We start from the raw sequence: 17,745 nt of genomic DNA, 5'->3' as shown, positions 1-17,745 counted from the left end.
CTTCTGGGTCAGGAAGCCTATTTTGAGAAGGCGGACCGTATTTTAGGCAGTGAGCGGCATCTGGAAATCCTGCCGCCGGCTTATCGGGATAAGGGCCTGGTCCCTCCTAAAAAATTAGCTGCGCTGGCGGAATTGCTGGAAAGCTTTGGGGAGGAGGAACAGATCCTCTATCTGGCATCGGGTGATCCGCTGATCTATGGTTTGGGCAAGTGGCTGTCAGAGAAATTCAAAGGGCGCGTGGTTATCTCGCCGGGTATCAGTGCCATGCAGTATCTGGCCAGCAGGATTGCCCTGCCGATGAACGATGCCTATCTGACCAGCAGCCATGCCAAGACACCTAACTTTGACCTGATTATGAGTTTGCCAAAGGTCTTTATGGTGACGGACCAGAAAGTCGGTCCCTATGAGATTGCTCAGGAGGCGATGAAAAGAGGCTTGGATAAGCTGCTGGTCATCGGTGAGCAGCTGAGCTATGATGATGAGCGCATTAGCATTCTGCCTGCAAGTGAGGTAGAAGACAGAGACTATGAGATGAATGTGGTGGTGGTGCTAGATGAAGGATTCGGAATTTATCAGGGCTAAAGTCCCTATGACTAAGGAAGAAGTCAGAGCCATCAGTTTGGATAAGTTGGAGCTGCATCGGGCCAAGCGCATGCTGGATGTCGGCTCTGGCACCGGCAGTGTCACAATTCAGGCAGCCCGAACCTATCCAGAACTGGAAGTAGCAGCCGTGGAGCGCAATGAAGAGGCGCTGGCCCTGACGCGGGAAAATATCCAGCATTTTGGCTGCAGCAATGTCCGTCTCTATCCAGGACTGGCGCCGATTGAGCTGAAGGGCAGTTTCGATGCAGTTTTTGTCGGCGGAACCGGGGGCAATATGCAGGAGATCTTCGACTGGTGCGCTCGGATCATGGAGCCTGGCGGCCGGCTGGTTTTGAATTTTATCCTGCTGGAGAATGCTCTGGAAGCAGCCCAAATCGCCGAGCAGATGGACTGGGAGGAGCTTGAGATTGTCTCGGTTCAGGCCAGCCGCTGGACGGGACTGGGCAAGGGGCACTATTTCAAGCCTCAAAATCCAACCATCATTGTATCCTGTAAGAAAAAAGAAAGGGAGGGTGACTGATGGCCAAAGTACACTTTGTTGGAGCTGGACCGGGGGATGTGGAGCTGATCACGCTCAAGGGCTATAGGCAGCTGTCTCAGGCTGATGTGGTCATTTATGCAGGCTCTCTGGTCAATCCGGACCTGCTGAGCTACTGCAAGGAAGGGGCTGAGATTCATGACAGCGCCAGCATGCATTTGATGGAAATCATCGATGTCATGGAGGCCGGAGTCCAGGCTGGGAAAGAGGTGGTTCGCCTGCAGACAGGAGATTTCTCCATCTACGGCTCCATTCGGGAGCAGACCGAGGAGATGAAGAAACGCGGCATTGACTTTGACTGTACGCCGGGTGTCAGCTCTTTTCTGGGGGCAGCCTCCAGTATCGGGACAGAGTACACGGTGCCCGAAGTCTCTCAAAGCCTCATCATCACTCGGATGGCTGGCCGGACACCTGTGCCGGACCGGGAGGCCTTGCGGAGCTATGCCCAGCACCGGACCTCTATGGCGATCTTCCTGTCGGTTCAGGGGATCGAAAAGGTGGTCAGCGAGCTGATAGAGGGCGGCTATCCTCCAGAAACGCCTGTGGCTGTTATTTACAAGGCTACTTGGCCGGACGAAAAGAAGGTGTTTGGCGATTTGACAAACATTGCTGATAAGGTCAAGAAAGCTAAGATTAGAAAGACAGCCCTGATTCTAGTCGGTGACTTCTTGGGTGAGGAATTTTACTATTCCAAGCTCTACCATGCAGATTTTCAGCATGAGTTTAGACGGGGGAAGAGCAGCCATGCCAAGTGATTCTCAGGCTAGATATGCTATCGTGACGGTGACAGCTGTCGGCAAAGAGCTGGCCCTGACCCTGCGGGACAAGCTGGGCAAGGCAGTCCCCGTCTATACGACGCCTCGGCTGGCAGATGATCAGGTCAAGGCCATTGAAGGCCGCGCAGTGGAGGCGATAGCCCAGCTTTTTCAGCAGGTAGATGTCCTCATTTGCATCATGGCGGCCGGAGCTGTGGTGCGGGCCATCGCTCCTGTCCTGCAGGACAAGACCAGTGACCCGGCCGTGATTGTCATGGATGAGAAAGCCACCCATGTCATCAGCCTCTTAAGCGGTCATCTGGGCGGCGCCAATCAGGTGACGCGCGAAATCGCAGATTTGCTCGGTGCCAATCCCGTCATTACGACAGCAACGGATGTGCAGAATGTGACAGCGCTGGACAATCTGGCCCAATCGGTCAATGGCTGGCGGCCGGATTTGAGGCCGCTCATCAAGCCCTTTAACAGCTATCTAGGCAGCGGCCGCACGGTCTATTTCTATCAGGAGAAGGACTGGGTCAGCGACCTTCGCGGTCTGACTCCTGTGGATGAGGAAGAGCTGGCGGCTGTTCTCAAGGGAAGGGAGCCGCTGATTCTGCTGACAGCTGATAAAAAAGCTATTCAAAGAGAAAATCTGGCAGTCATCTATCCTCGGCCCTATGTCTTGGGCGTTGGGGCTCGAAAAGATGTGGCACCGGCTGTCTTTCGTGCAGGTTTTGAGGACTTCTGTTTGCAGCAGGGGATTTCGGCTAATGAGATTGCCAAAATCGTCAGTATTGATGTCAAGAAGGATGAAGCAGCCATTGTGGCCTTGGCTCAGGAATTGGGCTGTCCCTTTGAGACCTTCAGCAAGGAAGAGCTGGCTGCCGTAGCAGACCGCTATCCTCAGTCTGCCTTTGTCAAACAGACAGTCGGAGTCGGCAGTGTCGCCTTGGCTAGCGCAGATCTGGCCAGTCAGGGTCAGGTCCTGACCGAGCGCTTTGCCAAAAACGGCTGTACCTATGCGCTTGCAAAAGCGGTAATAAAAAGTAAATCAAAAAAGAGCAGGCGGTCTGATGGACCAACTGCCATTATAGAATCTTATCATATAAGGAGAAACATATATGCTATACGTTATCGGATTAGGCCCAGGTAAGGAAGAATTGATGTCGCAGGAAGCGCTGGCTGCTTTAGCCGACTGTGAGATTATTGTCGGCTACTCGACCTATATGCGACTGATTCGCGATTTGGTCAAGGACAAGGAGCACGTAGCGACAGGGATGCGCCAGGAGATTGACCGCTGCCAAAAGGCCATCGACTTGGCTAGGGAAACGGGCAAAAATGTCGGAGTCGTCTCCAGCGGAGATGCCGGTGTCTATGGAATGGCAGGCTTGATCTTGGAGCTGCTGGGCGATGCCAGTGATGTAGAAGTTAAGGTGGTTCCAGGTATTACAGCCAGTCTGGGTGCCGCTGCAGCTATGGGAGCTCCTCTCATGAATGATTTCTGCCATATCAGCCTGAGCGACTTGATGACACCTTGGGACATGATTGAGAAGCGTCTGCATGCGGCCGCTCAAGGGGACTTTGTCGTCTGCCTTTACAATCCTCGGAGCAAGGGCCGTCCAGACCATCTGGCCAAGGCACTCGCTATCATGTCTGAGTACAAGTCAGCCGATACCATTGTCGGTATCGGCAAAGACATTGGCCGCAAGGATGAGGAAATCATCCTGACCACCATCAAGGACTTGGATGAGACTTTGGTAGATATGACCACCATCGTCATCGTTGGCAATAAAGAAACTTATATCAAAAACGGCCGCATGATTACACCTCGAGGGTATACTGTATGATGAAATTACTGCTGGGAGGCACATCCGACAGCACTGCTATTTTAGAACTGCTGGATCGCATGAAAATTGATGTAACCAGCTCTGTTGTCACAGACTACGGCCGGCACTTGGCTTCTCAGTTCGGCCAGCCGGTCATTCAGGGCCGGCTGACTGCTGAGGATATGGCGGCTTTCATCAAAGAGCATGATGTAGACGAGATTATTGATGCCACCCATCCTTTTGCGGACATTGTTTCCAAGGAAGCCATTCGGGCGGCAGAGCTGGCCGGTGTGTCTTACCTGCGCTTTGAGCGGCAGGCGACGCTGGATTTGAGCGGAGCCATCGTAGTGCATTCGACCCAGGAAGCCATCGCAGAGATCGCCAAGCGTGGCTACCAGACGGTCTATCTGGGGACCGGCAGCAAGACCCTGCCGCTCTTTGTGGAAGGCTTACCGGGCCGGCGGATTGTCGTCCGCGTGCTGCCGACATCAGAGGTGCTCTTGGCCTGTGAGCAGCTGGGGCTGGTCGCAGACCAGATTGATGCGATCAAGGCTCCTTTTTCCAAGGAGTGCAATAAAGAGCTGCTGCTGCGCTCGGGAGCAGATGTCTTTGTCTCCAAGGAGAGCGGCACGGTCGGCGGGATTCGTGAAAAGATTGATGGCTGTCAGGAGCTGGGGATAGACTGCATTATCATCTCCCGGCCAATGGTGGCCTATCCGCAGATGGTTTCAAGCTTGGAAGAGCTGGAGGCTTATCTGACAAAATAGCTAATGCTCTTCGAAAATCTCTTCAAACTGTGTCAGTATAGCCTGAGGCTAGCTCCGACATGGGCCGCATTGAAACGATTCTTTTCGTGCGACTGGATTTGTGCAGGAGTTTGAGAAAGTCCTCTAGGATTTCTCGTAACAGGATGCGCAGCTAGCTTCCATCATGTCTGCTCTGTCTAGTTTGCTATTTGATTTTCATTGAGTCAAACAAAAGGAGAAAAAATGTCCGGTTTAGTAACGTTATTGGGCGCAGGTCCGGGTGATGCGGAGCTGCTGACCCTCAAAGGCAAGCGTCGGCTCCAGGAGGCAGATGTGCTGGTCTTTGACCGCTTGATTAACCAAGAGCTCTTTCAGCATATAAAGGCTGACTGCGAGAAGATAGATGTTGGTAAAAAGCCCGGCCAGCCCTGTATCCGACAGGAAGCTATCGAGGAAATTCTCATCGAAAAAGCCCGTCAGGGCAAGCGGGTAGTCCGCCTCAAGAGCGGCGATCCCTATATCTTTGGCCGAGGCGGAGAAGAAGGAGTTCGCTTGGCGGAAGCCGGCGTGGACTTTGAGGTGGTGCCGGGCATTACCTCGGCTGTGGCTGGTCTGACCTATGCTGGGATTCCTATGACCTATCGGGATGTGGCGACCAGTTTTCATGTCTTTACCGCCCATCTCAAGGATGAGACAGAGAGGCTCAACTGGGAAGCGATTGCCCAGCTCAAGGGGACTCTGGTCTTTCTCATGGGCATGAAAAATCTGCGCTCCATCGTGCAGGAGCTGACAGCCAGAGGGTATGATGAGAGCAAGCCTGCCGCTGTCATTGAGTGGGGAACCCATCCCCAGCAGCGCTCGGTAGACGGGACCTTGGCCAGCATCGCAGACCTAGCAGAAGCGGCCGCCTTTCAGGCGCCCAGTGTCATCGTGGTCGGGGAAGTCGTTGCCTTTCGCCAGCAGCTGAATTTCCATGAGCAGCGGCCGCTCTTCGGCCGGAATATCCTCATCCAGCAGTCAGACACAGGAAAGCTCCCTCGCCTGCTCAAGGATGCTGGAGCTGCGCTGACTACCTTCCCTGCCCGGACCCGAGTGGAGGAATTGGTCCTGCCGCTGCCGGACTTGGAGAGGGCAGACGGTCTGGTCTTTGCTGATATGCAGAGCTGGCCGCTCTTTCTGAAAGCCCTGCGCAGCCAAGGCAGAGACTTGCGCAGCTTGTCTCACATCCGCTTTGCGGCTATCGGCCGCCACACGGCCAAGTCTATCGAAGCGAGCGGCGTCTTGCTGGATCGGATGACAGCCCAGCAGTCGGATGCAGCCTTTGCGGCCGCTCTTGAAAAAGAAGGCGGCAGCTGGTATATCCTGACGGCTGAGCATAAGCAGGCGAGTCTGGAAGAGCTTTATTCCCTGCCGGTCATAGCCAGCCACAGATTGGCCTTTGACAGCCCGATAGAGAGGGATAAATGGCCGGAGATCGAGGCGGTTTGCCTGCCCAACTCTGCCGCGGCCATGAACTTTGTAGCAGCCAGCCAGGCAGCAGGCTATGACTGGAAAGAACAGCCCCTCATCGTCATGGGAGCCAGCACACGAGCGGTACTGGATGCAGCAGGCTTTGACAGGATTGTGGAGACGGATGAAGCCACCATTGCCTCTATCATCGACAAATGCCGGGAAATTCTCTGAAAGGATGCAGGTCATGAGTAAAGCTATAGTAGTTGTCAGTTTCGGAACGACCTATTCAGAAACCAGACGCAAAACCATCGAGGCCTGTGAGCAGGCCATTCAGCAGCGATTTTCAGACTATCCGGTCTACCGAGCCTTCACTTCGAATGTCGTCAGACGGCGGATTAAGCAGCAGGAGGGACTGGACATTCCGACAGTCAGAGCAGTCTTGGAGCAGCTCGCAGAGCAGGGGACAGAAGAGGTCTATCTCCAGCCGCTCCACGTCATTCTGGGCAGTGAGTACGAAAAGATCCTAGCGCAGGCCAGCGATTTTCAGGACGCCTTTAAGAAGCTGGTCGTGGCTAAGCCTCTGCTGCACAGTCAGGAGGATTATGAGGCTGTCGGCTCTATCCTGCTGGACCGCTATGGGCAGCTGCCGTCAGATGCAGCAACGGTTCTGATGGGCCACGGCAGCCAGCATTATGCTTTTACAGCCTATGCGGCCTTGGACCACATGATGCGGGCCAGTCCGGTCTATGTCGGCTGTGTGGAGAGCTACCCTCCGGTGGAGCTGATCGAGCAGGCGCTGAGAGAGCGGGGCATCCGGGAGGTGCATCTGGCTCCTTTCATGCTGGTAGCAGGCGACCATGCGACCAATGACATGAGCTCAGACGAGGAAGGTTCCTGGTATCACTTCTTCAAGGAACAGGGCTATGAGGTCAAGGCTCATCTGATTGGCCTGGGCGAATACCCTGAGATTCAGCAGCTCTACATTCAGCATTTAGAAGAAATCATCGAATAGGAGGAAGGAATGGCAAAATTTTACGGAATTGGTGTGGGACCAGGTGATAGCGAGCTGGTCACTGTCAAGGCCAGTCGGCTTTTGGAAAATCTAGATATTCTCTATACACCTGAGGCTAAGAAGGGGAGCAAGAGCTTTGCATTAGGTATCGCAGAGCCTTACCTGAAGGAGCAGCTGGAAATCAAGCAGCGGCATTTCCCTATGGTTCGTTCCAATTCGGCCAAAGAAGCCCAATGGCAGGCCATCTCTGCTGAAATCGCAGCAGATGTCCGGTCTGGCAAGAATGTGGGCTTTACCACACTGGGAGATCCCATGGTCTACAGCACTTACAGTTATTTGCTGGCCCTGCTGGAAAAGGACATTGACTGTCAGACCATTCCCGGTATCACCTCCTTCTCAAGTATGGCTTCTGAGCTGGGTCAGCCGCTGACCATGGATGAGGAGTCTCTGGCAGTCCTGCCGGCTACGGCTCCTGCTGACAAGATTGAGGCGGCGCTTGAGCTGCATGACTCGATTGTGCTGATGAAGGTGGCCAATCATCTGGATACAGTCCTGCCTCTGCTGGAAAAGCTTGGCCTCTTACAGCAGACGTTCATGGTTAGCCATTCGTCGACTGACAAGCAACAAACTCTGCTGGGCCTAGCAGGAATCACGCCAGAAACCAAGCTGCCTTATTTTACTACTTTCCTCGTTAAAAAGAAGATTTTTTAAGATCAGAGCCTATGTTTAAGAGGCTGTCCCGCCGCCTTAAGACATCAGGTTCTTAGTAAAGGAAATAAACATGAAACTATTGAAAAATAAAAAGTAACTTTTGTTGCCTTGCTGGCTGTTTTGGCGCTGCTGAGTACTCAGTCTGTGTCAGCTATGCATATCATGGAAGGCTATCTTCCGCTCTTTTGGTGTATCTTTTGGTTCGTCGTTTTCCTGCCTTTCTTTGTAGCAGGCTTGCTGCGTATCAAGAAAATCGTCGCAGAGGATCCCAACTCTAAGACCATGCTGGCCTTGTCCGGAGCCTTTATCTTTATCCTGTCTTCGCTGAAGATTCCTTCTGTCACAGGATCTAGCTCGCATCCGACAGGGGTTGGTCTGGGGACGGCCATGTTTGGCCCGTCTGTCATCAGTGTTTTGGGGACTATCTGCCTGCTTTTTCAAGCCCTCCTCTTGGCGCATGGCGGCTTGACGACTCTGGGTGCCAATGCCTTCTCCATGGCGGTGGTTGGTCCGTTTGTGGGGTATTTCGTCTACAAGTTTGCTAAATCCATCAAGCTGTCTACAGCAGTTTCTATCTTTATCTGTGCTGTGATAGCCGACTTGGCGACTTATGCGACAACTTCCATCCAGCTCGGTTTGGTCTTCCCAGATGCCAACAGCGGCTTTGTCGGTTCTGCAATGAAGTTCATGGGTGTCTTCTTGATGACTCAAATTCCGATTGCCATCGTAGAAGGGCTGCTGACAGTCGTCCTCTATAACTTAATCTCAGAAAATATCAAAGAAAGAGTAGGTCTGTTCAAATGAAAAAATATAAGAATATCATCTTGATCTTGGCTGCAGTAGCCATCACGCTTGCTGCCTTTGTCTTTGCCCCTAAGGGTGTCGAATACAGCGGAACGGATGATGCGGCCGAGCAGGCTATCAGCTCAATCCAAAAGGACTACGAGCCTTGGTTCTCGCCTATTTTTGAGCCGGCAGGACCCGAGGTCGAAAGCCTGCTCTTCACCCTGCAAGGCAGTATCGGAGCAGGCATCATCTTCTATGTCATCGGCTATTATAAGGGCAAAAAGCAAGGGCAGCAAAAGGAAATTTCTGAGCAGAGTGAGCATTAGTATTCATGAGGCCTGTCCATATTCAGGCCTCATGAATAGAGAAGCAAGATTTCCAATCATCGGAGCAGCCTGAGTCTTGGGCTTGGTCCCAGACGAAGGAAAGCTGCTCTTGCATAGAGAAGGGAATGAATACATAGTTAGAAAGGAGGGCCTCCTCTTGTTTGCGATTGATCAATACGCCTATCAAAACCGCTGGAAAGATCTGCCGGCTGGCTATAAATTGTTCATTTACCTGCTGCTGCTGGCTGTCAGTTTTTCTGGTGTCAGGGGACTGCAGCTGGCTCTCATTGCCTTGGTGGCACCTCTGACCTGCTATGTGGCTCGTCTGTCCTGGGGGCGTTATCTCAAGTGGTATCTGCATGCCAGTATCTTTATTCTGATCAGCCTCCTGACCTTTGTCTTGACCTATCAGGATGCTCCGGACCAGCTCTTGCTGGCCTTGCCTTTAGGGCGGGGCTATCTGGGGATCAGCCAAGCTGCCGGCCAGCAGACCGTTTTTATCCTCTTGCGCATCTATTCCTCCTTGGTGTCGACCTATTTCTTTGTCCTGACCGTGCCTTTTGCTCAGATGCTGCGGCTGTTTAAAATCCTGCACATCCCAAGGGTGCTGCTGGACTTGATTGTCCTGATGTACCGTTTCATTTTTCTGGTTTTCTATGAGTTTGTGACCATTCGGGATACTCTGGATTTGAAATTTTCTTTTTATAATAAGAGGAAGCAGCACCAGGCTTGGGGCAGACTGGCCAATACTCTCTTTTCCAAGCTGCTGGATGACAACCAGAAATTAAATGAAGTGCTGGCTTTGAAATTCGATGCGGAGCACAGCGAGTAGAACTCGGAGCATTTACAAGAAGATTGTTTTTATATTATAATAGCAAGGTAGATAGGAATCTCAGATGTTACAAATGAAAAATATTTCCTTTTCGTATGATGAAAGGCAAACCCTGCATGATATTTCCATGGACTTTGCAGAAGGGCAGATTACTGGCATTCTTGGGGCTAATGGCTCGGGCAAGTCCACCATCATGAAACTCATGACTTGCCTGCTCAAGCCACAGGAAGGAAGCCTTCTCTATGACGGTCAGCCTGTCAGCTATTCTAAGAAGGCCTTGTATCAGTATCGGCAGCATGTCAATATGGTCTTTCAGAATCCAGAGCAGCAGCTCTTTTATACCATTGTGAAGGACGATATTGGCATGGCCTTGGAAAACCTAGGCTATGAAGAAGACCAAATTGCCAGCAGAGTATCAGCGGCTTTGGAGATGATGGACATCTCCCATCTGCAGGACAGGCCGCTGCAGTATCTGAGCTACGGCCAGAAAAAGCGGGTGGCCATCGCAGGGATGCTGGCCCTGCAGCCCAAGTATCTGCTGCTGGATGAGCCCACGGCAGGACTGGATCCCAAAGGACGGGATCAGATGGCCCAGACCATGAAAAAGCTGGTTCAGGCCGGAACCAACATCATCGTATCCAGCCATGACATGGATCTGATGTATGACTGCTGTGACTATGCCTATCTGCTGCAGAAGGGGAATTTGATTGCGCAGGGCAGCAAGTTTGAGCTCTTTCAGCAGGGAGAGCTCTTGGCGGAAGCGGGCGTGTCTGTGCCTTGGATCGTCAAGCTCCATCAGACTATCCAGACGCCGCTGGCAGAAAATGAAGCTGCCTTCTTTGAGCAGCTAGGAGGAAGTGTAAGATGGTCAAATCACTGATGATACAGGGAACGGCCTCAGATGCGGGGAAGAGCATCATTGCGGCAGGGCTCTGCCGGATTTTCAAGCAGGATGGCCTAGAAACAGTCCCTTTTAAGTCGCAGAATATGGCGCTGAATTCCTTTATCACCAAAAAAGGAGATGAAATGGGCCGGGCTCAGGTCGTGCAGGCAGAGGCAGCCGGCAAGGAGCCAGATGTCCGCATGAATCCCGTCCTGCTCAAGCCCACATCGGACCGCAAATCCCAGGTCGTCTTTCTAGGCCGGGTACTGCGGGATATGGATGCTGTCGAATACCATGACTACAAGCAGCAGCTCCTGCCCAAGATCAAGGAAGTCTATGAGGAGCTGGGGGCTGAGAATGATGTCATTGTCATCGAGGGTGCTGGCAGTCCCGCTGAAATCAATCTCAATGACCGAGACATTGTCAATATGGGCATGGCCAAACTGGTGGATGCTCCGGTGATTTTGGTGGCCGATATTGACAAGGGCGGAGTATTTGCTTCTATTTATGGAACGATTGAGCTTATGCCGCCTGAGGACCGCCAGCGAATCAAGGGTGTTATTATCAATAAATTCCGCGGCGACGTGGCTTTGCTCCAGTCCGGCATTGACATGATTGAGGAGCTGACCCGGGTGCCGGTCATCGGAGTAGTGCCCTATGCCCAGCTGGATATAGACAGCGAAGACAGTGTCGCACTGGTGCAGAAGAGCCGGCGCTTTGATACAAGAAAAAGTCTGGACATTGCTGTCATCAGCCTCAAACGCCTGTCTAATTTTACGGATTTTCACAGTTTGGAAATCCAGCCGGACGTCTCTGTCCGCTATGTCCAGCCGGGGGATGCCATCGGCCGGCCGGACCTCCTGATCTTGCCGGGCAGCAAGAATACCATCGAGGATATGGACTACCTGCGGGAGTCTGGGCTTGAAGCTGAGATTTTGGAGTGCCTGAAGCAAGGTGTGCGGATCTTTGGTATCTGCGGCGGCTATCAGCTGCTGGGACAGAAAATCAGCGATCCTCAGCACTTGGAGTCTGACCGGGAGGAGATTCGCGGCTTGGGCATTTTAGAGACCGAGACGGTGCTCCGGTCAGTCAAGCGGACGACTCAGGTCCGCGCCCTGCATGAGGGCCAGGAGCTGGAAGGCTATGAAATCCATATGGGAGAGACCCAGCTGGCCGGCCATCTCCAGCCCTTCTCTATCATCAAGGAGCAAAATGGTGAAGCGACCCAGCGTCCTGATGGAGCAGTGGCTTACGGCGGTCAGGTGCAGGGCACCTATCTCCATGGTGTCTTTGACAATCCGGACTGGACCAGACAGTTCTTAAATGAGCTTCGTCTGGCCAAGGGCTTAGAGGAACTGAGGGACGAGCCGATCAGCATCCAAGACTTTAAAAACAGAGAGTATGACAAGCTGGCTGACTTGCTGCGCCAGTCCTTGGACATGGAGCAGATCTATCAGATCATGAATCGAGAAGAAAAATGAGAATTTACACCAAATACGGAGACAAGGGCTTTACCCGCCTCTACGGCGGAGACCGAGTATCCAAGACCCATATTCGGGTCGAAGCCTATGGGACCATGGATGAGCTCTGCTCCCATCTGGGCTATGTCGTATCGGAGATGCGCGACTATCCAATCTTAGATGACCTGCGCTTGGAATGCGAGGAAATCCAGCAGCATCTCTTTGACTGCGGCAGCGACTTGGCCACACCGAGAGAGCTGCGCCCTTACAAGCAGGAGCCGGCCAATGTCAGCTGGCTGGAAGAGCGGATGGATGCTTATATGCACATCCCGCCCAAGATTGACCGCTTTATCATTCCGGGCGGGCATCGGATTGCCAGTCTCCTGCATCTGGCCCGCACCATGACCAGGCGCTTAGAGCGTCGGATGGTGGCTGTCATCGAGGCAGAAGAAGCCGTCAATGAGACAGGGCTGATCTATATCAACCGCCTGTCCGATTACTTTTTTGTGCTGGCTAGACTGGTCAATGATCGGCTGAAAGAGCCCGATACCATCTACAAGCGCAGCGCAAAGATCTTTCGGGACAAGAAATAGGAGAAGGCAGCATGTATCCAGTCATGATCAATATCAGAAAAAAGAAAGTCGTCGTGGTCGGAGGCGGCAAGGTCGCGGCCAGAAAAGTCAAGCCCCTGCTGGCGGAGGCAGCGGCCGTGACAGTGATTAGCCCGACCCTGCATGCCGACATTCCGCAGGCAGCGGTCCAATGGCTGGCCAGGCCCTACCAGACAGGCGATCTGGAAGGAGCTAAGCTGGTCTTTGCCTGTACAGATCAGGCAGCGGTCAACCGTCAGATCATGCAGGATGCGGCCCCCAGTCAGCTGGTCAACAATACGGGCGACAAGACCTTTTCCGACTTTTACAATGTAGCCATTGCGCGAAAGAAGGATGTCTCTGTCATGATCTCAACCAACGGTCTCTCGCCCAGCCGTTCTAAGGAGATTCGCAGGAAGATCGAAGCGATTTTAGATCAACTTTAACAGAAGGACAAAAGCATGCACCTATTATATGTGGGCTTGACCCATCGGGAAACACCGCTGCCTATTTTGGAAAGAGCGCATTTTTCAGATCAGGAGGGACCCAAGGCCCTGAATCTGCTGAAAAGAGAAAAAAGTATCTTGGAAAATCTCATTCTGTCAACCTGCAATCGGACAGAGCTTTATCTGGTGGTGGATCAGCTGCATACTGGCCGTTACTATTCCAAGCATTTTTTGGCAGATTGGTTTCAGATTCCTGTCAAGGAGCTGGAAGACTATCTGGTCTTTCGTGAGGGAGATGAGGCCTTGCGGCATCTGCTGCGGGTCTCCATCGGCCTGGAGTCAAAGATTGTCGGGGAAAGTCAGGTCTTGGGCCAGCTCAAGCAGGCCTTCCTGGCAGCGCAAGATGCCGGTACGACAGGCATTGTGCTCAATCAAGCCTTTAAGCAGGCCCTGACCTTTGCCAAGCGCATGCACGATACCTACCGGATCAATGACCGGCCCATCTCCATCGGCCTGACAGCCCTCCAAGAGCTGGACCGGCTGGGTCTGGACTACAGTTCAAAAAAAGCTGCCGTTATCGGCTTGGGTGAGATTGGCCAGCTGGTGACCAAGTATGTCCTGCAGCGGCCTTTTGACTCTGTCATGCTGCTCAATCGGACGGTCAGCAAGGCCCAGCCCTTTCTGGAAGAGGAGCGGGTGTCTGCCCATGCCTGGGCGGAGCTGGAAGCGGTGCTGGCGGAGGCAGATGTGGTCTTCTCAGCCGTCAAGACAGAAGACTATATTATCTACCCGGCCATGCTCAAGGCAGATGCGGTCGTATTTGACCTCTGTCTGCCTCGCTCCTGCCATCCGAGCGTGCCGCACAGACTCTATAATATTGAAAATCTGACCAATCAGCTGGAGCAGTATCAGGCCGAGCGGCAGGAGATTGCCGGTCAGATTGCGCTGGAGATTGAGGAGGAGCTGGTCAAGTTTGCGGACTGGCACCAGCAGCTGGGGATTGTGCCCTTGATCCAAGAAATCAGGGACAAGGCTTTGGAAGCGCAAGCTACGGCTATGGAAAGCCTCAAGCGCAAGCTGCCGGATCTGACAGAGCGGGAGCAAAAGCAGATTTCCAAGCATATGAAGAGCATTATCAACCAAGTGCTGAAGGAGCCAATCCTGCAGCTCAAGGAGCGGTCGGTCGGAGAGCATTCGGAGTATGATATTGCTTTGATTGCCAAGATTTTCGGCCTGCATAGAGAAAGGGGAAACGATGAAGGTCATTAAGGTAGGAACGCGCAAGAGTAAGCTGGCCATGACCCAGACCCAGCAGATCGTCAGACAGCTGAAGGCCCTCTATCCCGAGCGGAATTTTGAGCTCGTGCCCTATACCACAAAGGGAGACCGCCTGACCCATGTCAGCCTGCAGGAAATTGGCGGCAAGGGGGTCTTTGTCAAGGAAATCGAGCGGGCTTTGCTGGCTGGGGAGATTGATATGGCGGTCCACAGTCTCAAGGATATGCCGGCTAAACTGGCAGCCGGCTGCGTGCTCGGTGCTATCAGCCGGAGAGAGGATGTGCGGGATTGCTTGATTTTCCGTCAGGCTGACCAGACGCTGGCTGACCTGCCTGCGGGGGCGATAGTCGGGACCAGCAGCATCCGCCGTCAGGTGCAGCTGCAGGCTCAGAGACCGGATCTGGTCTTCCAGCCGCTCAGGGGCAACATTGATACCCGTATCAAGAAGCTGGAAGCAGGCGCATACGACGCGATTGTCTTAGCTATGGCAGGCCTGAAACGCTTGGGCTGGCTGGACCAAAGCCATCTTCCCATTCAGCCTTTAGAGACCCGTCTTTGCCTGCCAGCTATTTCCCAAGGAGCTTTGGCGGTGGAATGCCGGGCAGAGGATGAGGAGCTGCGGAGCCTGCTGGCAGCTGTTGAGGATGAGAAGACAGCTGCTGAAGTGGCAGTTGAGCGGGCTGTTTTGGCTCAGATGAATGCAGACTGCAGCTTCCCTATCGCTGCTTTGGCCCAGAAAAAAGGTCAGGACTTCCAGCTAGAGGCTATGCTGGCTAAGGAGGACGGCCAATGTATCTTTGTCAGTCTTCAGGGGCAGGATGGTCAGCAATTAGCAGAGCAGGCTGTGCGCCAGTTAGCCGATAAGGGGGCAGTAGGAATGCCATGGTTAAAAAACTAATCTTTACCAGAGAGCAGGCCCCTGATTCTGTCTGGCTAGAAAAGATCAAACAGGCTGGATTTGAGCCTCATCATGTTCCTCTGATTCGCTGCCAGACGCTGGCCCTGCCAGAAAGCATCAAAGCGGTGCTGCCGGCAGCTGACTGGGTCTTTTTTACCAGCGCTGTAGCAGTAGAAGCTTTCAGTCCCTATCTGAGAGCCGACTGCCAAATTGCGACAATTGGGCCTCGGACCAGTCGGGCATTGGACGAGCTGGACCGAGCCTGTGATTTTCAGGCCAGCAGCCACTATGGTGCGGACTTTGTCCAGGAATGGCTGGCCTTGGCCCTGCCGGCTCAGAAGATTTTGCTGCCTCAGAGCAGCTTATCCAATCCCAGTCTGGCTGAGGCATTAAAGGAAGCGGGCCATGAGGTCTGGGCTTGGCCTATGTACCAAACGACCTCAAATCTCACAGGCCAGAAACAGCTGGAGAACTATCTGTCCCAAGAGGATGTGATATGGACCTTTGCCAGTCCGTCGGCTTGGCAGAGTTTTTGTGCCCTTAAGCCCCAGCTGCCATCCAGCCATCAGATTGCAGTGATTGGTCAGACAACGGCTCAGGCAGTCAAGGAGTCGGGCTATAGAGTCGACTGCCAGCCCCAGCGTCCTTCTGTTGAAGAGATGGTCAAGGAAATAATCAAGAAAGAAGAGGACAAGCATGGAATTTTATAGACATCGCAGGCTGAGGAGAAGCAGCGGTCTGCGGAAGCTGGTCAGGGAAACCCAGCTGTCAGTAGATGATTTTATCCAGCCCTTATTTGTCAAGGAAGGGTTGGCTGAAAAGCAGGAGGTGGCCTCCATGCCGGGAGTTTATCAGTTCTCCCTTGGGGATCTGCTGCCAGAAGTGCAGGAATGTGCAGACTTGGGCATTCGGGCTTTTATCGTCTTTGGCATCCCGTCAGAAAAGGATGAGACAGGCAGTCAGGCCTCCGCTGAGAAGGGCATTGTGCAGGAAGCCATCCGCCTGATCAAGCAGCATTTTCCGGATACGGTCGTCATTGCAGACACTTGTCTCTGTGAGTTTACCAGTCATGGCCACTGCGGTATTTTGCGAGGAGAGGAAGTGGACAATGATCTGTCTCTGACCAGACTGACAGAGGTTGCGGTCAGTCAGGCTCGAGCAGGTGCGGATATCATTGCGCCTTCCAATGCCATGGATGGTTTTGTTGCAGCTATCCGTCAGGGACTGGATGCGGCCGGCTTTGAAGCTATTCCGATCATGTCCTATGCCATCAAGTTTGCCTCGAGCTTTTACGGGCCGTTCCGTGATGCTGGTGAGAGTGCGCCGGCCTTTGGCGACCGCAAGACCTATCAGATGGATCCGGCCAATCGCTTGGAGGCTCTGAGAGAGGCCAAGAGCGATGAGGAGCAGGGAGCAGACTTTCTCATGGTCAAGCCGGCTTTGGCCTTTCTGGATATTCTCAGAGAGCTGCGTCAGGAGACTAAGCTGCCGCTGGTGACCTATAATGTCAGTGGGGAATATGCCATGATTAAAGCAGCAGCGCAGCAGGGCTGGATCAATGAAAAAGCCATTGTCATGGAAGTGTTGACTGCTATGAAGCGGGCTGGAGCAGATTTGATTATCAGCTACTTTGCCAAGGATGCAGCCGGCTATCTGAGAGAAGGATAGAGGCGGCAGAGAATCGACAGTTTTCTACAGAAGGAGGACGAACTTGAAGAGAGAACATTCCAACCAATATTTTAAAGAGGCTCAGAAGCTCTTTCCCGGTGGGGTCAACAGTCCTGTTCGGGCTTTTAAAGCCGTGGGCGGCCACCCCCTCTTTATCGAAAAAGCCAGCGGAGCCTATCTCTACGATGTGGATGGCAACCGCTATATTGACTATGTCCTGTCTTGGGGGCCGATGATTTTGGGGCATGCGCCAAAGGCTATTTTGCCGGCTGTCGAGGAAGCCATTTGGGAAGGGACCAGCTTTGGTGCTCCTAGTCCCAGAGAGATTGCTCTCGGTCAGCTGGTACAGGAGCGTCTGCCTTTCATGGAAAGAATGCGGATGGTCAATTCAGGAACGGAGGCGACCATGAGCGCCATACGGGTGGCACGCGGAGTGACCAAGCGCTCCAAAATTGTCAAATTTATCGGCTGCTATCATGGCCACAGCGATTCCTTTTTGGTTCAGGCTGGTTCAGGCCTGGCCAGCTTTGGGATTGCCGATTCGGCCGGAGTCATTGCTCAGGTAGCTGGGGAGACCTTGGCTTTGCCTTACAATGACACAGAGGCTTTCAGGGCTTGCTTTGAAAAGCATGGCGATGATATTGCCTGTGTCATTTTAGAAGCCGTCGCGGGCAATATGGGCTTGATTCCTGCGGATGCAGACTTTATCAGCAGCATTCGCTCCCTCACTCGGGAACACGGGGCTCTCTTCATCGTGGATGAGGTCATGAGCGGCTTTCGTGCGCATTATCAGGGGGCTGTCGGCCTCTACCAGACAGAGCCGGATCTGGTCTGTCTGGGCAAGGTTATCGGCGGCGGCTTTCCTGTTGCAGCCTTTGGCGGCAGGGCCGTTTATATGGATCAGGTGGCGCCGCTTGGCGATATTTATCAGGCCG

Annotated in this window: 20 protein-coding genes and 1 pseudogene; all 21 read left to right on the top strand. The window is 53.2% G+C overall.

Annotation, left to right across the window (positions count from 1 at the left end; translation table 11 throughout):
• Nucleotides 1-582, top strand: a 582-nt coding sequence (locus tag STRDD11_RS00740; RefSeq protein WP_128835306.1) for a cobalt-precorrin-7 (C(5))-methyltransferase, incomplete at its 5' end; no start/stop codon positions are given.
• Nucleotides 554-1,123, top strand: coding sequence for a decarboxylating cobalt-precorrin-6B (C(15))-methyltransferase (locus STRDD11_RS00735; protein ID WP_128834406.1), 570 nt, complete (start codon nucleotides 554-556; stop codon nucleotides 1,121-1,123). The genes STRDD11_RS00740 and STRDD11_RS00735, both read left to right, overlap by 29 nt.
• Nucleotides 1,123-1,896: a cobalt-precorrin-4 methyltransferase gene (locus tag STRDD11_RS00730; protein WP_128834404.1), complete on the top strand. Its 774-nt coding sequence runs from the start codon at nucleotides 1,123-1,125 to the stop codon at nucleotides 1,894-1,896. The genes STRDD11_RS00735 and STRDD11_RS00730 overlap by 1 nt, the downstream gene beginning before the upstream one ends.
• A pseudogene (gene cbiG, locus STRDD11_RS00725) lies at nucleotides 1,886-2,935 on the top strand (cobalt-precorrin 5A hydrolase); the annotation flags it as partial. The gene STRDD11_RS00730 and the pseudogene cbiG, both read left to right, overlap by 11 nt.
• Before the next feature lie 82 nt (nucleotides 2,936-3,017).
• The gene (gene cobJ, locus STRDD11_RS00720; protein WP_128834403.1) at nucleotides 3,018-3,743 is read left to right on the top strand and encodes a precorrin-3B C(17)-methyltransferase; all 726 of its coding nucleotides are present in this window, start codon (nucleotides 3,018-3,020) and stop codon (nucleotides 3,741-3,743) included.
• Nucleotides 3,740-4,489 (top strand): precorrin-6A reductase, encoded by a 750-nt coding sequence (cobK, locus tag STRDD11_RS00715; RefSeq protein WP_128834401.1) that lies wholly within the window; start codon nucleotides 3,740-3,742, stop codon nucleotides 4,487-4,489. The genes cobJ and cobK overlap by 4 nt, the downstream gene beginning before the upstream one ends.
• Before the next feature lie 222 nt (nucleotides 4,490-4,711).
• Nucleotides 4,712-6,151, top strand: a complete 1,440-nt coding sequence (gene cobA / locus STRDD11_RS00710; protein ID WP_128834398.1) for a uroporphyrinogen-III C-methyltransferase — start codon at nucleotides 4,712-4,714, stop codon at nucleotides 6,149-6,151.
• Nucleotides 6,152-6,164: 13 nt separating this feature from the next.
• A complete protein-coding gene (locus tag STRDD11_RS00705) occupies nucleotides 6,165-6,932 on the top strand; it encodes a sirohydrochlorin cobaltochelatase (protein WP_128834397.1) in 768 nt (255 codons plus the stop codon).
• A 9-nt stretch (nucleotides 6,933-6,941) separates the two neighbouring features.
• Nucleotides 6,942-7,643, top strand: a complete 702-nt coding sequence (locus STRDD11_RS00700) for a cobalt-factor II C(20)-methyltransferase (protein ID WP_128834395.1) — start codon at nucleotides 6,942-6,944, stop codon at nucleotides 7,641-7,643.
• 108 nt (nucleotides 7,644-7,751) lie between these two features.
• On the top strand, nucleotides 7,752-8,447 hold the full coding sequence (locus STRDD11_RS00695) for an energy-coupling factor ABC transporter permease (RefSeq protein ID WP_128834393.1): 696 nt from the start codon (nucleotides 7,752-7,754) through the stop codon (nucleotides 8,445-8,447).
• Nucleotides 8,444-8,755 carry an energy-coupling factor ABC transporter substrate-binding protein gene (locus tag STRDD11_RS00690; protein ID WP_128834391.1) on the top strand — a complete coding sequence of 104 codons (312 nt, stop codon included), beginning with the start codon at nucleotides 8,444-8,446 and terminating at the stop codon, nucleotides 8,753-8,755. The genes STRDD11_RS00695 and STRDD11_RS00690 overlap by 4 nt, the downstream gene beginning before the upstream one ends.
• Nucleotides 8,756-8,912: 157 nt before the next feature.
• Nucleotides 8,913-9,587: a CbiQ family ECF transporter T component gene (locus tag STRDD11_RS00685; protein WP_128834389.1), complete on the top strand. Its 675-nt coding sequence runs from the start codon at nucleotides 8,913-8,915 to the stop codon at nucleotides 9,585-9,587.
• A gap of 64 nt (nucleotides 9,588-9,651) precedes the next feature.
• A complete protein-coding gene (locus STRDD11_RS00680) occupies nucleotides 9,652-10,467 on the top strand; it encodes an energy-coupling factor ABC transporter ATP-binding protein (RefSeq protein ID WP_128834387.1) in 816 nt (271 codons plus the stop codon).
• Complete coding sequence (locus STRDD11_RS00675; protein WP_128834385.1) at nucleotides 10,452-11,951, top strand: cobyric acid synthase; 1,500 nt, start codon at nucleotides 10,452-10,454, stop codon at nucleotides 11,949-11,951. Before STRDD11_RS00680 ends, STRDD11_RS00675 begins: the two co-directional genes overlap by 16 nt.
• Nucleotides 11,948-12,523, top strand: coding sequence for a cob(I)yrinic acid a,c-diamide adenosyltransferase (locus tag STRDD11_RS00670; protein ID WP_128834383.1), 576 nt, complete (start codon nucleotides 11,948-11,950; stop codon nucleotides 12,521-12,523). Before STRDD11_RS00675 ends, STRDD11_RS00670 begins: the two co-directional genes overlap by 4 nt.
• 11 nt (nucleotides 12,524-12,534) lie before the next feature.
• A complete protein-coding gene (locus tag STRDD11_RS00665) occupies nucleotides 12,535-12,966 on the top strand; it encodes a precorrin-2 dehydrogenase/sirohydrochlorin ferrochelatase family protein (RefSeq protein WP_128834381.1) in 432 nt (143 codons plus the stop codon).
• A 15-nt stretch (nucleotides 12,967-12,981) separates the two neighbouring features.
• The gene (gene hemA, locus STRDD11_RS00660; RefSeq protein ID WP_128834379.1) at nucleotides 12,982-14,235 is read left to right on the top strand and encodes a glutamyl-tRNA reductase; all 1,254 of its coding nucleotides are present in this window, start codon (nucleotides 12,982-12,984) and stop codon (nucleotides 14,233-14,235) included.
• Entirely contained in the window at nucleotides 14,222-15,142 is a 921-nt protein-coding gene (gene hemC / locus STRDD11_RS00655) for a hydroxymethylbilane synthase (RefSeq protein WP_128834376.1), read from the top strand. Before hemA ends, hemC begins: the two co-directional genes overlap by 14 nt.
• The gene (locus STRDD11_RS00650; protein ID WP_128834374.1) at nucleotides 15,127-15,852 is read left to right on the top strand and encodes a uroporphyrinogen-III synthase; all 726 of its coding nucleotides are present in this window, start codon (nucleotides 15,127-15,129) and stop codon (nucleotides 15,850-15,852) included. Before hemC ends, STRDD11_RS00650 begins: the two co-directional genes overlap by 16 nt.
• Entirely contained in the window at nucleotides 15,839-16,810 is a 972-nt protein-coding gene (gene hemB, locus STRDD11_RS00645; protein ID WP_128834372.1) for a porphobilinogen synthase, read from the top strand. The genes STRDD11_RS00650 and hemB overlap by 14 nt, the downstream gene beginning before the upstream one ends.
• A 43-nt stretch (nucleotides 16,811-16,853) precedes the next feature.
• A partial coding sequence (locus STRDD11_RS00640; RefSeq protein ID WP_128835302.1) for a glutamate-1-semialdehyde 2,1-aminomutase occupies nucleotides 16,854-17,745 on the top strand: 892 nt, incomplete at its 3' end.

Origin of the sequence: Streptococcus sp. DD11 (assembly GCF_001578865.1) — a bacterium.
Classification (GTDB): domain Bacteria; phylum Bacillota; class Bacilli; order Lactobacillales; family Streptococcaceae; genus Streptococcus; species Streptococcus panodentis.
Note: the sequence above shows the minus strand (reverse complement) of the source record. Positions and strands in the feature narration are given on the sequence as shown.

Coding starts and splice junctions, on each gene's coding strand:
- STRDD11_RS00675 (WP_128834385.1), top strand. CDS start 10,452: ATGGTCAAATCACTGATGATACAGGGAACGGCCTCAGATGCGGGGAAG.
- hemB (WP_128834372.1), top strand. CDS start 15,839: ATGGAATTTTATAGACATCGCAGGCTGAGGAGAAGCAGCGGTCTGCGG.
- cobJ (WP_128834403.1), top strand. CDS start 3,018: ATGCTATACGTTATCGGATTAGGCCCAGGTAAGGAAGAATTGATGTCG.
- hemA (WP_128834379.1), top strand. CDS start 12,982: ATGCACCTATTATATGTGGGCTTGACCCATCGGGAAACACCGCTGCCT.
- STRDD11_RS00735 (WP_128834406.1), top strand. CDS start 554: ATGAAGGATTCGGAATTTATCAGGGCTAAAGTCCCTATGACTAAGGAA.
- cobK (WP_128834401.1), top strand. CDS start 3,740: ATGATGAAATTACTGCTGGGAGGCACATCCGACAGCACTGCTATTTTA.
- STRDD11_RS00665 (WP_128834381.1), top strand. CDS start 12,535: ATGTATCCAGTCATGATCAATATCAGAAAAAAGAAAGTCGTCGTGGTC.
- STRDD11_RS00705 (WP_128834397.1), top strand. CDS start 6,165: ATGAGTAAAGCTATAGTAGTTGTCAGTTTCGGAACGACCTATTCAGAA.
- hemC (WP_128834376.1), top strand. CDS start 14,222: ATGAAGGTCATTAAGGTAGGAACGCGCAAGAGTAAGCTGGCCATGACC.
- STRDD11_RS00650 (WP_128834374.1), top strand. CDS start 15,127: ATGGTTAAAAAACTAATCTTTACCAGAGAGCAGGCCCCTGATTCTGTC.
- STRDD11_RS00700 (WP_128834395.1), top strand. CDS start 6,942: ATGGCAAAATTTTACGGAATTGGTGTGGGACCAGGTGATAGCGAGCTG.
- cobA (WP_128834398.1), top strand. CDS start 4,712: ATGTCCGGTTTAGTAACGTTATTGGGCGCAGGTCCGGGTGATGCGGAG.
- STRDD11_RS00690 (WP_128834391.1), top strand. CDS start 8,444: ATGAAAAAATATAAGAATATCATCTTGATCTTGGCTGCAGTAGCCATC.
- STRDD11_RS00670 (WP_128834383.1), top strand. CDS start 11,948: ATGAGAATTTACACCAAATACGGAGACAAGGGCTTTACCCGCCTCTAC.
- STRDD11_RS00730 (WP_128834404.1), top strand. CDS start 1,123: ATGGCCAAAGTACACTTTGTTGGAGCTGGACCGGGGGATGTGGAGCTG.
- STRDD11_RS00680 (WP_128834387.1), top strand. CDS start 9,652: ATGTTACAAATGAAAAATATTTCCTTTTCGTATGATGAAAGGCAAACC.